13 protein-coding genes and 1 pseudogene are annotated in these 13,559 nt (G+C 70.8%); 6 read left to right on the plus strand and 8 right to left on the minus strand.

Annotated elements, in window-relative coordinates:
- Positions 1 to 416: 416 nt before the first annotated feature.
- The 3 genes from ACFVT2_RS29715 to ACFVT2_RS29725 form a co-directional block, all read right to left on the minus strand.
- Complete coding sequence (locus ACFVT2_RS29715) at positions 417 to 749, minus strand: hypothetical protein (protein WP_390022772.1); 333 nt, start codon at positions 747 to 749, stop codon at positions 417 to 419.
- Between the two features lie 129 nt (positions 750 to 878).
- Positions 879 to 1,154, minus strand: coding sequence for a hypothetical protein (locus ACFVT2_RS29720; RefSeq protein ID WP_390022774.1), 276 nt, complete (start codon positions 1,152 to 1,154; stop codon positions 879 to 881).
- A 325-nt stretch (positions 1,155 to 1,479) separates the two neighbouring features.
- On the minus strand, positions 1,480 to 1,725 hold the full coding sequence (locus ACFVT2_RS29725; protein ID WP_390022776.1) for a hypothetical protein: 246 nt from the start codon (positions 1,723 to 1,725) through the stop codon (positions 1,480 to 1,482).
- A 713-nt stretch (positions 1,726 to 2,438) separates the two neighbouring features.
- On the opposite strand from ACFVT2_RS29725, the gene ACFVT2_RS29730 reads away from it, so the two are divergent.
- Both ACFVT2_RS29730 and ACFVT2_RS29735 read left to right on the plus strand, forming a co-directional pair.
- Positions 2,439 to 3,062, plus strand: a complete 624-nt coding sequence (locus ACFVT2_RS29730) for a hypothetical protein (RefSeq protein WP_390022871.1) — start codon at positions 2,439 to 2,441, stop codon at positions 3,060 to 3,062.
- Positions 3,063 to 3,192: 130 nt separating this feature from the next.
- Positions 3,193 to 3,540, plus strand: a complete 348-nt coding sequence (locus tag ACFVT2_RS29735; protein WP_390022777.1) for a hypothetical protein — start codon at positions 3,193 to 3,195, stop codon at positions 3,538 to 3,540.
- 342 nt (positions 3,541 to 3,882) lie between these two features.
- Here the strand turns inward: ACFVT2_RS29735 and ACFVT2_RS29740 are convergent, their stop codons facing one another.
- A complete protein-coding gene (locus tag ACFVT2_RS29740; RefSeq protein WP_390022778.1) occupies positions 3,883 to 4,176 on the minus strand; it encodes a hypothetical protein in 294 nt (97 codons plus the stop codon).
- Positions 4,177 to 4,610: 434 nt separating this feature from the next.
- On the opposite strand from ACFVT2_RS29740, the gene ACFVT2_RS29745 reads away from it, so the two are divergent.
- Both ACFVT2_RS29745 and ACFVT2_RS29750 read left to right on the plus strand, forming a co-directional pair.
- The gene (locus tag ACFVT2_RS29745) at positions 4,611 to 4,784 is read left to right on the plus strand and encodes a hypothetical protein (protein WP_390022779.1); all 174 of its coding nucleotides are present in this window, start codon (positions 4,611 to 4,613) and stop codon (positions 4,782 to 4,784) included.
- 365 nt (positions 4,785 to 5,149) lie between these two features.
- A pseudogene (locus ACFVT2_RS29750) lies at positions 5,150 to 5,377 on the plus strand (chaplin); the annotation flags it as partial.
- A 642-nt stretch (positions 5,378 to 6,019) separates the two neighbouring features.
- Here ACFVT2_RS29750 and ACFVT2_RS29755 read toward each other — a convergent pair.
- Both ACFVT2_RS29755 and ACFVT2_RS29760 read right to left on the minus strand, forming a co-directional pair.
- Positions 6,020 to 7,561, minus strand: coding sequence for an AMP-binding protein (locus ACFVT2_RS29755; protein WP_390022781.1), 1,542 nt, complete (start codon positions 7,559 to 7,561; stop codon positions 6,020 to 6,022).
- 423 nt (positions 7,562 to 7,984) lie between these two features.
- On the minus strand, positions 7,985 to 8,932 hold the full coding sequence (locus ACFVT2_RS29760) for a LysR substrate-binding domain-containing protein (RefSeq protein ID WP_390022782.1): 948 nt from the start codon (positions 8,930 to 8,932) through the stop codon (positions 7,985 to 7,987).
- Positions 8,933 to 9,047: 115 nt separating this feature from the next.
- Here ACFVT2_RS29760 and ACFVT2_RS29765 point away from each other — a divergent pair, with 115 nt between their 5' ends.
- A complete protein-coding gene (locus ACFVT2_RS29765; RefSeq protein WP_390022784.1) occupies positions 9,048 to 9,629 on the plus strand; it encodes a GNAT family N-acetyltransferase in 582 nt (193 codons plus the stop codon).
- Here ACFVT2_RS29765 and ACFVT2_RS29770 read toward each other — a convergent pair.
- A complete protein-coding gene (locus ACFVT2_RS29770; protein ID WP_390022785.1) occupies positions 9,623 to 10,876 on the minus strand; it encodes a GNAT family N-acetyltransferase in 1,254 nt (417 codons plus the stop codon). The genes ACFVT2_RS29765 and ACFVT2_RS29770 overlap by 7 nt on opposite strands.
- A gap of 73 nt (positions 10,877 to 10,949) precedes the next feature.
- Positions 10,950 to 12,002 (minus strand): helix-turn-helix domain-containing protein, encoded by a 1,053-nt coding sequence (locus ACFVT2_RS29775; RefSeq protein WP_390022787.1) that lies wholly within the window; start codon positions 12,000 to 12,002, stop codon positions 10,950 to 10,952.
- A gap of 244 nt (positions 12,003 to 12,246) precedes the next feature.
- On the opposite strand from ACFVT2_RS29775, the gene ACFVT2_RS29780 reads away from it, so the two are divergent.
- Positions 12,247 to 13,551: an MFS transporter gene (locus tag ACFVT2_RS29780; protein ID WP_390022789.1), complete on the plus strand. Its 1,305-nt coding sequence runs from the start codon at positions 12,247 to 12,249 to the stop codon at positions 13,549 to 13,551.
- Positions 13,552 to 13,559 lie beyond the last annotated feature (8 nt).

The following is a 13,559-nucleotide window of genomic DNA, read 5'->3' on the forward strand; positions in this document are numbered from 1 at the left end:
GGGGGGGGGGGGGGCGGGGGGGGGCGGCGGCGGGGCGGCGCCGGCGCCGGCCGCCGCCCGGGGCCCCGCCCCCCCCCCTTCGCCCGGGCCCCGGGACTCATTGGTTGTACGAGCGTGCAGGCAACGTATGGCGAACGACAAACAGCGAACAGCGCATGACGAATGGCCGGACCGATTCCACTCGGTCCGGCCATTCACCGTTCGGTGAGGCGATCTGAGCCCTCACCCCTTGTTCAGACGGATGGGGGAAGGAGATGGCGGTGCGGTCGGTTCGGCGCGGGCGCTTTTCCGCTCAACGGCGGTGCGACGCCCCGGTCGTAGCCGATCGGCTCTTCTGCGGCCGCTCTGCGCACCGTTTCGGAGTCCCGTCCTTGCTGTGATTGCGGACGGCTCCCGCCACAGTTCCCCGCTGAGGCTCAATCCATGGGAGCCATCTGGTCGCCGGCGGGCACCGATGCCTTGTTGTTGCAGGTAATTGAGGGCCCGACCTGAGTGGTTCCCGGATTGAGCAGTCCGTGCGCCGGAATCGTCACCGGCGTTGTCGGCACGCAGCTCTGCGTCTGGTCGAGGGTGTACCTGCCGTCTTCGTTAGCCCCGGTGGTTCTCTGGAGGCAGGTGACATTTCCCTGGATGTCGCGGGTGCACAGTCCCGTGGTGTCGGCGGCGTGTGCTTGGGGGGCAATGACGCCGGCCGCGGTGAGGCCACCCATCAGTGCCACGATGGCTGCGATCTTCTTCCGACTGAACATGTACTGCATTCCTTTGTGATCGATGCCCCGGCGCGATACACCGCGAACGGGCCCGCGCCCGAGCCCTGAGAATGCCGAAAAGGGTTCTGGTGCCCGGACCCGAAGGCCGGACACCAGAACCCCACCCAGCTACTTGCCGATGGAGTTGTTGCAACCGATACCCGAACCGATCGGGGTGGCCTGCGCGCCCGCCGAACCCTCTCCGTTGATCAGGTTGCTCGCCAGGCCGTTGAGGATGCCGACCTCGCCGAGGACGTCGACGTTCAGGTCGTGTGAACGGCACTGGGAGCCCTGGCCGGCGCCGAAGCCTCCCGCCCCACCAAGGGCGTACGAGGTGCCAGCACCGAAGAAGCCAACGCTGCCCAGAGCGACGGCCACGACAGCAACCTTGTGAAGCTTGCGCATTTCTTCTCCATGTGAGCGGAAGCGATCGAATACCGATCGATTTCGTGCAGTTGCTGGATAGTTAATACGAAAGATTCGCGGTTGCTGGGAGACGCGCCGGATGTTAGACGTTCACGAACGGACTTGACCCTTGTAACGATGGCAAGTTCCTGGTCAGTTGGGCATTCAACGGGCCGAGAGAGGCTCAAGCACTTCAGGGCGAACCACCCATTCGGCCGCACAGGGGCGACCCAATTGTTCAGACACAAACAAACGGGCCCTTCGGGAGGACATTCCCGAAGGGCCCGCGATCGATGTCGAATATGGTTGCCCGGCCGGCCTGGCCTTACCTTGCGAAGGCGTGATTGAACTGGCCGCAGGTGGTGCCCCAGGTCTCGGGAACGGCGAGCACGCCGATCGGGAGGTTGGCCTCGGCAAATGTCTGCGGGCTGCACTCCTGGTACGGGCGGAAGAGTTCGTTCTTGTGCAGCCTGCCGCCATCGTGAGCGTAGGCGGTACCGACACCGGCGCCGACGGCGGACAGACCGCCGGCCGCCGCGGCGACGATCATGACCTGCTGGAACTTACGCATGGAACCCTCGACCCTTCGTACCTCAACTTGAGCCCTAATTGCTGGCTGTGACTGCGCGCACACTAGCAGTAGCCAATCTGGGGGTTCCACTCCGTTGCGCGTCTTGTGTCGGAAGGCGAGGAAAGGCGTGCGAAGGAGCCCGAGTTCGCCATGTCGTTGCCGTTCCCATCCGCCTTAAGGGAACCCTGATAGTCACACCAGGGAAGACCGACCGGGTCGACAGGAACGCCGCCCGCATCGCATTGACGCCGACCCGGCGAGCGACCTCCCCGAATTCGTCGGCGGCGCCGACAGTAATGGCAAACGGGTGACTATCGGCCGCCCCCCGTACCCCTGCCGGGGGCCCGCCTCGTTCTTTCCCCGGAGAGGACGGAGAGGCGTGCGGCAGCAACGTCAACCAGGCCGCTTCACTGCCCACCGGACATGCCTTCGTTGTGCTCTATCGATCTCAAGTGGCTTGCTGCATTGGCTTGTTGAGAACCTTCGGGCGAATGTCCGGAGCGGTCCATGAGAGTTCGTCACCCATTGCCCGGGGCGCCGGAGCGCACCGCTAGCACCCCGTCACGGACGTAGAGGAGAGGGCCTCCTCTTGCGAGAACGACACGAAAAGTGTAGAGGGCGAAATGCGCGCTTGATTACGTTGAGTGTGCATATCCTCACACTTAGTAGTCGCGGCATCTTCCCCGTCCACGCAATCAAGGATCAAAGGTTCCATGCGCACACTTCAACGAGTTGCCATCGTCGTCGCAGCAGTCGGCTGCCTCTCCACCGCCGGGGCCGGAATCAGCTTCGCTGACGGGTCCGGCGGCCCGCAGGCCACCGCCTGGGCCGTCTCGGCCGCCGGGGCCTCTTCGTCCGGCGGTGAGCGCGGCGGCCAGGAGGCCGCTCCGCAGGCCGCCCCCCAGGCCGCTCCGCAGGCTCCTGCTCCTCAGGCCGCTCCGCCGGCGGCCGTTCAGCAGGCGCCCGCCCCTCAGGCCGCTCCGCCGGCGCCCGTTCAGCAGGCGCCCGCCCCTCAGGCCGCCCCCCAGATGCCGGTCCAGCAGGCACCGGCTCAGCTGGCGCCGGTCCAGCAGGCGCCGGCCCCGCAGGCCGCCCCCCAGGCGCCTGTTCAGCAGGCACCGGTCCAGCAGTCTTCCGAGAAGCGCCACGAGGACGTGAAGATCGGGCAGCACACCATGTGCCGGTCCCATGACCTGAACGTCGACGTCCTCGGCCAGGTCGGGCTGCTGAACGGTGTGTTGGGCAATGCGCTCAACGGCGAAGGCTCACCCGGCAACCAGGAAACCCGCCAGGGCTCGCACATGGGCTGCGACAACGCCGCCGCCCTTCGTAAGTAATAACCGCGGGGTTCTGGTGTCCGGCCTTCGGGTCCGGGCACCAGAACCCTTTTCGGCATTCTCAGGGCTCGGGCGCGGGCCCGTTCGCGGTGCATCGCGCCCGGGCATCGATCACAAAGGAACGCAGTACATGTTCAGTCAGAAGAAGATCGCAGCCATCGTGGCACTGATGGGCGGCCTCACCGCGGCCAGCGCCATCGTCCCCCAGGCACACGCCGAAGGAGGGAGCCATTGCAGCCGCGGCGTCGCTGGCGACAGATTCTGCGTCCACAAGCACGAGGCCGCCTACCGCACCAAGGACGGCGATCGCATCATCATCAAGCAGACGCAGCGCTGTTCGACCGCCGCCCGGCAGCGCGTGGTGTGGCCGGAGAGCGGCCTGCTGAGCAGGGGGACCACGGACATCGGCCCGCACATGAACTGCTCCAACCACTTTCCGCCGCCCAAGGGGTTCAAGCGGCCGCACGCCGACTTCTGAGTTCCACACGCTTGTTGACCGAGGAGGGGTAGCCCTGTCCCGGTAACGACTCCACGGGGTCGGCTCGCCCACCGGCGGCCGGCCCCGCTTTCGTGCGTTGGCGCTCTCGGCTTCGCCCGTTGGCGCTCTCGCTTTCGTACGTCAGCGCTCTCGCTTTCGCGGGTGGGCGCTCTCCGCTGCCTACCGTGCGGCAAGTGTGAGGGCTGCGGGCAGAGGGCTTCTGCTGCCTAACGTCGTTGGGGCTGCTGACTGTTGGGGCCCCGGCCCGATTTCCCGGTGCAGACATGAAAGAGTCCCGGCATCCACTTCGTCGAGTGGACGCCGGGACCCTTCCCGTTCCGGTTACTTGCTGAATGCGCCGTTGCTGCAGCCCATCGACGAGCCCATGTGGGTGGACTGCGCACCCGGCGAACCCTCGCCACCGAGCAGGTTGCCGCCGAGGCCGTTGGCGATCCCGACCTCGCCAAGGACGTCGACGTTGCTGTCGTGAGACCTACACGAGGAGCTCTGCTTGATGTCGAAGCGGTTTCCGCCGCGGCCGCCCTCCCCGCCGTCGGCCATGGCGGTGCTGACGCCGAGGATGCTCACGCTGCCGAGGACCGCAGCCACGACAGCAGCCTTGTGAAGCTTGCGCATTTCTTCTCCGGTGGATCGAACGGTTGAGGTCGTTATTTAACGACTTCGTACTGCCAGGGAGGCTAATAGGAAATGTTCGTCAAGTCGCGGAACGACGCGCCGGATTGTATAATCGTGGATTTTTCGCGAATTCCCTTGCCCTGCATGGGACTTGTGACGTCAACAGCCGGGATCCGGAGCGCATTCTCGGCAGGCATACCACCCATTCGGCCGTATTCCCTTGGACAAATTCTGCGAACCGCGGCATCGGCTGTTTTTCGGGGTTCCGGCGTTCCGACATTGCGGCGCTCCGGCGTTCCGCGCCTTGTGCGCGCATACCGCAATCGCGCGATCAGGTGATCGCTTGGCGTGGGCGGGGAAGTCTGCGAAGCGCCGGTGCCAGGGTGGCCTGTGCCAGTTGCCCGTCAACACGACGAAATGGAGCAGGAGCCGCTATGCGCCGTGCCCTTGCCACCCTTCTGGGAGCCCTCGCTCTCACCGGGGTTCTCTCCGTACCCGCCCACGCCGACGGAAACGACCCGGGGGTCGGTGGATTCCTCGGCAACCCCCTGAAGGTCGCCAGCGATATCGGTCCTCTGCATGTGGGCCGACTCCCGCTGCTCGGCTGATTGCCGGATTCTGGTCAGGGCGCCCCGATCCTGCTGCATTCGCAGGCGGTCCAGGGGCGCCCTACCAGAGGCGTGTGCAGGTCGCCTCACGACGCGATCCTCGCGTCTTTTCGGATTTTCTGATTCCGGGTTTTCGCGAGTTCAATTGGTGCACCGAGCCGGCTTTCTCCGGCTATTTTCCCGTGACCCGCTCATCGTGTGAGGCGCATCGCCATACAAACGTATCTACCTCCTCTCTCCACCGAGTAGGCATACACATCAAGCTGAAAGAGTGATCGAAATGGTGCATTCGGAGCTTTCTGCGTTCAGCGTCGTTGTGTGTTGTGCGGTCCGCGGATGTGACCGCACTGTCAAGGAGGAGTCACGTGATCAAAAAGGTCATTGCCGCTTCGGTTGCCACGGGCGGCCTGCTGCTCGCAGGAGCGGGAGCGTCCGCGGCCGACGCCGGAGCGGGGGGCACCGCTGCCGGATCTCCGGGTGTCATTTCCGGTAACCAGATCCAGGTGCCCGTTCACATCCCGGTCAATGCGTGCGGCAACACGGTGGACGTGGTCGGAGCGCTCAACCCCGCCTTCGGCAACCGCTGCGTCAACGTGTCGAAATCCCACGCGCGGCCCCACCACAAAATGAAGGAGCACAAGCCCCAGTTGCGCCGCGAAACCCCCGTGGTTCAGCACCATTCGCCGGCCGCTCCGGCCCCCGCCGCTGAGCACCGGCAGCACATGCAGCACATGCAGCACCCGCAGCACCCGCAGCACCGCCACATTCCGGTTCGCCCCCAGCTGGCACAGACCGGTGGTGCGGAAACCGGCATGGCGATCGCGACCAGTGCCGGGCTGCTGATGGGGGGCATCCTGCTCTACCGCCGGGGCCGCCGCACCGCTCGCAACTGAGCGGGAACAGCGGGAACCACCCGGAATCGCGGCGGTTGCGTACCCGTGCCGAGTGCAGCGCTCGGCACGGATGCAGATCTCGTCGCGGTACGGATCGCGGACGGCCGCCTCGTGCCGCACGAAGGCACCGAGGGGCGGCGCGTGTTCAGGAAGCGGAGCACGCGCAGGTAGCCCGGCCGTTCAGGGAGTGCCGGCCGCAGCCCGGGTCCTCGTGGCCCGGGCTACCGCTGGTCTTCGTCGGCAGTTCACCGCCGTCGGCGGTGAACTGCCCGTCAGCGGGCGTTCCGCTCGCCTCTCGCGCTGCTGACTAGGGCGGAGAGCGCCCGGCTCGGCGACGGAGCGTCAGTTGACGCCTCGATCGAGCCCGGCCCAGTAGGGCTGCCGCAGTTTGAACTTCTGGATCTTGCCGGTGGCGGTGCGCGGAATACTGTCCCGGAACTCCACCGAGGTCGGGGCCTTGTAGCCGGCCAGGTGCTGCTTGCAGTGGGCGATGATGTCGGACTCCTGGGCCGTCGCGCCTTCGGCGAGGACGACCAGGGCCTTGATGGTCTCGCCCCACTTCTCGTGCGGTACGCCGATGACGGCGACCTCGGCGACGGCCGGGTGGCTGAAGATGGTGTCCTCCACCTCGATCGACGACACGTTCTCGCCGCCGGTGATGATGACGTCCTTCTTCCGGTCGGAGATCGTCAGATGGCCGTCGGACTCGTCGAAGGTGCCGCCGTCGCCGGTGTGGAACCAGCCGTCCTCCAGTGCCTCCGCCGTCTCTTCGGGCTTGTTCCAGTACCCGTCGAGCACCGTGTTCGAGCGGGCCAGGACCTCGCCGGCGTCCGAGATCTTCAGTTTGACGCCGAGTGCCGGCACTCCCGCCCGGGAGAGTTTGCGGGCCCGCTCCTCAGCGGGGAGGGCCGCGTCGGCGGGGCGGGTGCGGTTGAAGGTGAGCAGCGGTGAGGTCTCGGTGAGGCCGTAGAGCTGGATGAACTCCCAGCCCAGTTCCTCCTCCACGCGCTGGATGGTCCTGGTGGGCGGCGGGGCGCCCGCGCAGACGATCCGTACGCGGTCCCGGCCGGGGATCTCGCCCGTCCAGGTCGCCGCCGCGTCCAGCACCATGTTCCAGACGGCCGGGGCACCGCACATGAGGGTGACGCCGTGTTCTTCGACGCGGCGGAGGATCTCGGTGCCGTCGACCTTGCGGAGCGCCACCTGCTTCACGCCCAGGCCGGCCATCACGTACGGCATGCCCCAGCCGTTGCAGTGGAACATCGGCAGCGTGTGCAGGTAGACGTCGCGTTCCCAGGCGCGGGTGTGCAGGCCGAAGGTCATGCCGTTCACCCAGATATTGCGGTGGGTCAGCTGCACGCCCTTGGGGCGGGCGGTGGTGCCCGAGGTGTAGTTGATCGTCGCGGTGGCGTCCTCGTCTGGGTGCGACCAGGGGCGCGGTTCCACGCCGAACCGCATCAGTTCGGTGTCGGTCTGCGTACCGAGGACGAAGCGGTGGCGCACCTTGATGTCGGAGAGTGCCCCGTCCAGTTCCGGGTCGACGAGGAGGACCGAGGAGCCGCTCTGCTCCACGAGGTAGGCGACCTCTTCGGGCTTGAGCCGGAAGTTCACCGGGACGCAGACGCGGCCGCTCATCGGTACCGCGAACAGCAGCTCCAGCAGGCGTGCGGAGTTGTGGCTGACCACCGCCACCCGCTCGCCCTCGCCGACGCCGAGGGCGTCCAGACCCGCCTGCCAGGCGCGGATGCGTTCGGCGAACCGCCCGTAGGTCGTCTCGGGCACCGGCGGGGCGGGCTGATGCGGTTCGTCGACCACTCCTGGACTGTGGCGGAATCCCCACTCCGCCCGGTCCAGGAAGTCCGCGATCGTCATCGGTGTCCGCATGCTCTCTCCTGTGCTCGATGTACCCGGGACAAACACGTCTGCAAGGTGGAACGGAGTCTGGCAGTTGTGGCCGCTGGCAGGGGTTCCAGCAGCGGTTTTTCGTCAGGAAACGATCATGTGGGCGGCCGGGAGGGGCGTCGTGCGTCGCCCGTGGTGCGGGGTCGGGGCGTGCGTCGTCGGGGCGTGCGTGGTCGCGGCTGCCAGGTTCGTCGTCCGTCCGCTGTCGTCTGCCGTCCTCCTCGTTGCTGCGATGTCAGGGGCCATCGTGTAAGCGGGGGCGGAGGTCTCACCACCCCCTGTTGGGGGGGGAAGCGGAGGCATCGGTGTGCGGCGCGGGTCGGGGGCGGGTGATTCCCGGTGCGGTGGTGGCGGGGTTGCTGCCGTGATGCCACCGGGCCCGCGGGGGGGGACGTGCCGGGTGGGTCAGCGGCAGACGGCCGTCGTGCCGCTCTCCCCCGCGGCCGCGCAGGCCCGCAGCAGCAGGTCGACGCCGTCGGGCGGGTCGGCGCGGCGGACCACGAGGGAGGTGGTCAGCTCCATGCCCGGGTTGCGGAACGGCAGGTACGTCACGCCGGGCGCGGGCAGCCGCCGGGCGTAGGTGTCGTAGACGACGGTCCACATCCCGGCGGCCGCGGTGCAGGCGCCGATCGCGGTGAGGGCGGCGTCCAGCGAGCCGTGCCAGGGGCCCGGTACGGGGGTGAAACCGGCGTCGTGGCAGGCGGTGGCGACCAGGTCGACCAGCGGCGGGTTGTCGCGGCGGTCGGTGAGGACCAGGGGGACGTCGGCGAGTTCGGCGAGGCTGAGGGTGCCCGGGGAGGCGGCCAGCGGGTGCCGGGCCGGGACGGCCGCGACCAGGGGGTCCTGCCAGAGCGGGACGTGGCGGAGCCCGTCCCGGGCGGCTCCGGGGGCCGGGCCGCGGACGAACGCGGCGTCCAGGGCGCCGGACCCGACCAGGGCCGGCCGCTCCGGGGCCGGTGCGGTGACCGGTTCGACGGTGAGCTGCGGGGCGGTCCGGGCGAGCGCGGCCAGTACCCGGTCCAGGCGCCCGGCCAAGCCCGGGCTGGTGCCCAGGCGCAGGGTGCGGGCCGGGGTACCGGGGGTCGCCGCGACGGCGGTGCGGTGCGCGAGCACGGCGCGGGCGCGTTCCTCCGCGGCGAGCAGCACCCGGGCCTCCGGGAGGAACCGTTCGCCGGCGGCGGTCAGTCGCGGCTGCGGCAGCGCGGGGTCGAACAGCGCGGTCCGCAGGTCGCGTTCCAGCCGGCGGATCCGCTGCTCCACGGCCGACCGCACCAGGCCCAGGCGCTCGGCGGCCCGCCCGAGCTGGCCTTCCTCCGCGACCACGACGAAACAGCGCACCTGTTGGAGTTCCACGCCCGCCCCTCCCCGGCCCTTCGGGCCACGGCGCCCGTGTGCCACCGGCTCCAACAGTGGCGGCGCCGGGTCAATTCCGTTGCCGCGCCGGCCGCGGCGCGGCAATCATCTCCCCATGATCGATGCCACCGCCCTCTCCGAGAAGCCGGTCCTCGAAGGCGACCGGATCCGACTGGTCCCGCTGTCCGACCGGCACGCGGACGCCTTCCACGCCACCTTCCAGGACCCGGAGACCAGACGGCTGACCGGTGCCCATCACGACTGGACCCGGGCGGAGATCGGCGCCTGGATCGCCGAGTGCACGGGCCGCTCCGACCGACTGGATCTGGCCATCGAGGACCGGAACACCGGCGGTTACCTCGGCGATCTGGCGCTGAACCGGATCGACCGGGACAACGACCACGGCACCTTCCGGATCGCTCTGACCTCCGCCGCCACCGGCCGCGGCCTGGGCCCGGAGGCGATCCGGCTGCTGCTCGGGTACGCCTTCGACCGGGTGGGCCTGCACCGCGTCCAGCTGGAGGTCTTCGCCTACAACGAGCGGGCCCGGCGCGCCTACGAGGCGTGTGGTTTCGCGGTGGAGGGCCGGCTGCGCGAGGCGCTGTACTGGGACGGGGCCCGGCACGACGTGCTGCTGATGGCGGCGCTGCGACCGGCGCGACCGGCCCAGCGGACGGCTCAGCAGTCCTCTCAGTAGTCCTCCCCGGTGAACGGCAGCCGCTCGGTCTCCAGGGCGGCGTCCAGGCGGCGGACCGCACTCGGCGTGTGCTCGTCGGCCAACCCCGCCCGGACGAGCCGGCGCAGCGGGACCCCGCCCAGGTAGCAGGCCGCCAACTCCCGTACGTCCAGCCCGACATCGGCGGTGTCGGTGGTCGGCGTCCAGGTGGCGGCGGTGCCGGGCCGTCCGGCGGTCAGTCGGAACCGTCCGTCGTTGGCGGGCAGGACGGTGTCCCGGACGTCGAGGACGAGGTCCACCGGGGCGGCCCAGGAGCGGGCGGTGAGGGCGGCGCCGATGTCCACCAGCCGCAGCCACAGGCAGGGTTCCTGGCGGGTGACCCGCACCTGGTCGCGGTCGGCGACGAAGAGCAGCAGGGGGTCGTCGACGGGCCGGGCGTGGGCGTGGACGGTGGTGGTCAGGTCGATGCCGGCGAGGTAGGTCCACAGCGCGGCGGCGGCCGGGGCCGAGGTGGCCGCCAGTTCCTGGACGTCGACCGCGCCGGGGCCGTGGTCGTCGGCGCCGCGGGTGCGGTAGAGGGCGTAGCCGCCGGGCGGCTCGCCGGCGGCGCCCAGCACCACCACCCGCAGTGGGCCGTAGTCGTCCTCGTCGTCCTCGGAGTCGTCCAGGCCGAGCACGTGGGTGCGCCACCACTCCGGTTCACGGCCGAACTGCCCTGCGCTCAGGGACAGTTGTGTTTCGTGGAACGGTCCTAGCACGGCCGGCGCCTCGGCCGGGTCGAGCAGTCGCAGCGGGCGGCCGTCGGGGGTGATGCGGAGCGCCAGCGGACGGCTGGAGTCGATCTCCAGGCGGTACGCCTCGGTGGCGGCGCCGAAGCCGAACCGGCCGTAGATCGCGCTCTCCGAGGCCCAGAGGCAGGCCAGCGGCAGTCGTTCGGCGGCGCACCGCCGCCACATCTCGTCGAGCATCGCGGTCAGGGCGCCGCGCCGCCGGTGGGTGGCCGCGACGGAGACGAAGTCCAGTGCCGCGCAGGGGAGTTGGGTGCCCGGTACGGCGAGCCGGAGGCGGTGGGCGGCGGCCATACCGGCCAGCGTCCCGCCGTCGTAGGCGCCGATCCGGACCGCGCGGCGCAGCACCTCGCGCTGGTGGGCGCGGCCCTTGCCGTCGAACTTCAGGTGGAAGGAGAGGGCGGTGAGCTCGACCGCCTGGTCGAGGTCCGCGTCCGGGATGTCGCGGAGGGTCAGTTCCGTACGGTGATCCGTTGTCACGGGGGGACGCTAACCGGGCGGGTCCGCCGCCCTCATCCCGTTTTCCGCGGCGGCGGTGCGTTTCGGCCCCGTATCACCGCTTCGCCGACGCGTCCCCCTCCTCGTCCCCGTCGCCCATCAGCAGGTCGCCGCGCTCGGTGCGCCGGTACACCACCCGCCGTCCGACCCGCGTCCCGACGACCAGCCCGGCGTCCCGCAGGACGGCCAGGTGGCCGCCGACGGTGCCCAGGGACTGCTGGAGCCGGGCGGCGAGTTCGGTGCTGGTGGCGGGCTGCCGGAGGGTGTGCAGGAGGCCGGCGCGGCCGGTGCCGACGAGGCGTTCCAGGGCGCGGCCGGGGCCGGTGGCGGTCGTCGGAGAGGCGGTCGCGGCGGGGGTCGCGACGGCGGCGCCGCGGGCCGGGTAGACCTGGGCGTAGTGGCCGGGCGGGCCCTCGCAGAGCCAGGTGCCGGTGGCCAGGCTCACCGGCACGAAGAGCATGCCGGTGTCGCCGATGACGCGGTCCGGGCCCGGGCGGTGGCCGAAGCGGATGGCATCCGGGCCCACCCAGGTGCTGTGACGGCTCATCTGGTCCAGGGCGCCGGGCCAGCCCCGGGTGGCGAGCAGTCCGGCCCGGTGGGCGATGTCGCGTTCGAGGAGGGTGCGGCGGCGCGGCCAGTCCGGGGCGATGTGCGCGGTCCACAGGGCGTGCAGCAGGTCGGCGGTGCGGGCGGCCCAGTCCTGTCCGGTGAGCCAGGGCAGGTCGTGAGGGCGGCGGTGACGGGCGGCGTACCGGGGGTGCGGGTGGGCCAGGGACGTCTCCAGTTCGGCGCGGAAGTCGGCGTCGGGGACGGCGCGGACGGCAGCCAACTCGCCGGCGAGGGTGGTGCGCAGGCCGTCCGGCGGGGGAATCGCCACGAAGCGGGGCAGCCAGGTCGTGGAACTGACCAGTCCGATCAGGCCGGCGGCGAACGGGTCGACGTCCAGGGCGGCGGTGAAGGCCGGGAGTCGGCGGGCGTGCCAGGCCGCGTGCCAGGGGGCGGGTCCGGGCCGCGCCAGCGCGATCACCGTGCCGAGGGTTTCGGCCAGCGGTGACAGCGCGAAACGGGAGCGGGAGAGGGCGAGGGGGGTCAGGCGCAGTACCGCCATCCGGTTCCACCTCCCTCCGGGCCGTGCGTGTGCGGTCGTCACCGGACCGTCTGTGTGCGGTCGTCACCGGGCCGTCCGGATGTGGTCGTCGCCGGTCGGCCCGTGCGCGGTCGTCGCCGGGCCGGGCCGAGTGCCGGCGGGCCGGACGTCGCCGGGCCGCGTCAGGTCGGGCCGGCCGTCGCCGGACCTTTCGGCTCCGACCGAAAGCATAGGTTTCCGCGTCGCGCCCCGCAGACTCCCGCCCATGGACTCCGCCCCCGCCTCCGCCCCCGTTCCCCGGCCGGGACCACCCGCCCGGAACCCCGCACCGCCCCTCTCCCACCCCGGTTTCCGCTGGTTCCTGGCCGGTCAGGCGGTGTCGCTGCTGGGCAGTGCGATGGCGCCGGTGGCGCTGGCGTTCGCGGTGCTGGACGGCTCGGGCGGCCGCCCCGGCGACCTCGGGATCGTACTGGCCGCCCGGATGCTGCCGCTGCTGACGTTCCTGCTGGTGGGCGGGGCGACCGCGGACCGGTTCCGGCGCCGGACGGTGCTGGTGGCCGCGAACCTGGGCTCGGCGGCCGCCCAGGGCGCGGTCGCCGGGCTGCTGCTGACCGGGCACTACGCGCTGCCGTCGGTCGCCGGACTGGAAGTGCTGGGCGGGGTGTGCGCGGCCTTCACCAGCCCGGCGTTGCGCGGTCTGGTCCCGGAACTGGTCGGGACCGCGGCGCTGCGGCCGGCCAATGCGCTGCTGAGCACGGTGCGGAACGCCGCCAAGGTGCTGGGGCCGAGCCTGTCGGGACTGCTGGTGGTGGCGGTCGGCAGCGGACCGGCGATCACCTGCGACGCGGTGAGCTACGCGGTCGCCGCCGGATGCCTGGCCCGCCTGCCGGGCGGCGCGGGTGGGCACGCGCGGGTGCCGGTCGCCCTGTGGTCCGGGATCCGCGATGGCTGGCGGGAGTTCCGGCGGGTCCGGTGGGCGGGGCCGGCGACGCTGTCGTTCTTCGTCATCAATCTGGTGCAGACCGGGACCTGGCAGATCCTGGGCCCGGCACTGACCGAACGGACCGCCGGCCGGGCCGCCTGGGGGCTCGTGCTCAGCGCCCGCGGCATCGGGCTGCTGGTGAGCGGGGCGGTGCTGTACCGGCTGGCGGTCGGCCGACTGCTGGCGCTGGGGCAGGCGGCGAGCGCGTTGGGGGCGGTGCCGCTGCTGGTGCTCGGCGCGCGGTGGGACGCGCCGTGGTTGATCGCGGGCGGTTTCGCCGCGGGACTCGGGGTCTGTGTGACGGGCATCGCCTGGGACACCTCGCTCCAGGAACACGTTCCGGCCCGTGCGCTGTCCCGGGTCGCGGCCTCCAGCGAACTGCTGTCGTACGCGGCGATCCCGGTGGGGCAGCTGTGCGTGGGGCCGCTGGCCCGGGCGTACGGCGGGTTCCGGGTGGTGGCGGTCGCCGGGGTGGTGTCCGCGGTCGCCGCGGTGCTGCCGCTGGCGTCGGGGGCGGTGCGCGGGCTGCGGCACGCCCGGCCGGCCGGGAACGGCGAGGGCCCCGTGACCGCGGCACCCGGCGCGTAGGACCGGGT

The organism is Streptomyces sp. NPDC058000, from assembly GCF_042886435.1.
Taxonomy (GTDB): Bacteria; Actinomycetota; Actinomycetes; order Streptomycetales; family Streptomycetaceae; genus Streptomyces.

Excerpts from the sequence above, each read along its gene's own strand:
- ACFVT2_RS29715 (WP_390022772.1), bottom strand. The coding sequence starts at position 749 with ATGTTCAGTCGGAAGAAGATCGCAGCCATCGTGGCACTGATGGGTGGC.
- ACFVT2_RS29720 (WP_390022774.1), bottom strand. The coding sequence starts at position 1,154 with ATGCGCAAGCTTCACAAGGTTGCTGTCGTGGCCGTCGCTCTGGGCAGC.
- ACFVT2_RS29725 (WP_390022776.1), bottom strand. The coding sequence starts at position 1,725 with ATGCGTAAGTTCCAGCAGGTCATGATCGTCGCCGCGGCGGCCGGCGGT.
- ACFVT2_RS29730 (WP_390022871.1), top strand. The coding sequence starts at position 2,439 with ATGCGCACACTTCAACGAGTTGCCATCGTCGTCGCAGCAGTCGGCTGC.
- ACFVT2_RS29735 (WP_390022777.1), top strand. The coding sequence starts at position 3,193 with ATGTTCAGTCAGAAGAAGATCGCAGCCATCGTGGCACTGATGGGCGGC.
- ACFVT2_RS29740 (WP_390022778.1), bottom strand. The coding sequence starts at position 4,176 with ATGCGCAAGCTTCACAAGGCTGCTGTCGTGGCTGCGGTCCTCGGCAGC.
- ACFVT2_RS29745 (WP_390022779.1), top strand. The coding sequence starts at position 4,611 with ATGCGCCGTGCCCTTGCCACCCTTCTGGGAGCCCTCGCTCTCACCGGG.
- ACFVT2_RS29755 (WP_390022781.1), bottom strand. The coding sequence starts at position 7,561 with ATGCGGACACCGATGACGATCGCGGACTTCCTGGACCGGGCGGAGTGG.
- ACFVT2_RS29765 (WP_390022784.1), top strand. The coding sequence starts at position 9,048 with ATGATCGATGCCACCGCCCTCTCCGAGAAGCCGGTCCTCGAAGGCGAC.
- ACFVT2_RS29775 (WP_390022787.1), bottom strand. The coding sequence starts at position 12,002 with ATGGCGGTACTGCGCCTGACCCCCCTCGCCCTCTCCCGCTCCCGTTTC.
- ACFVT2_RS29780 (WP_390022789.1), top strand. The coding sequence starts at position 12,247 with ATGGACTCCGCCCCCGCCTCCGCCCCCGTTCCCCGGCCGGGACCACCC.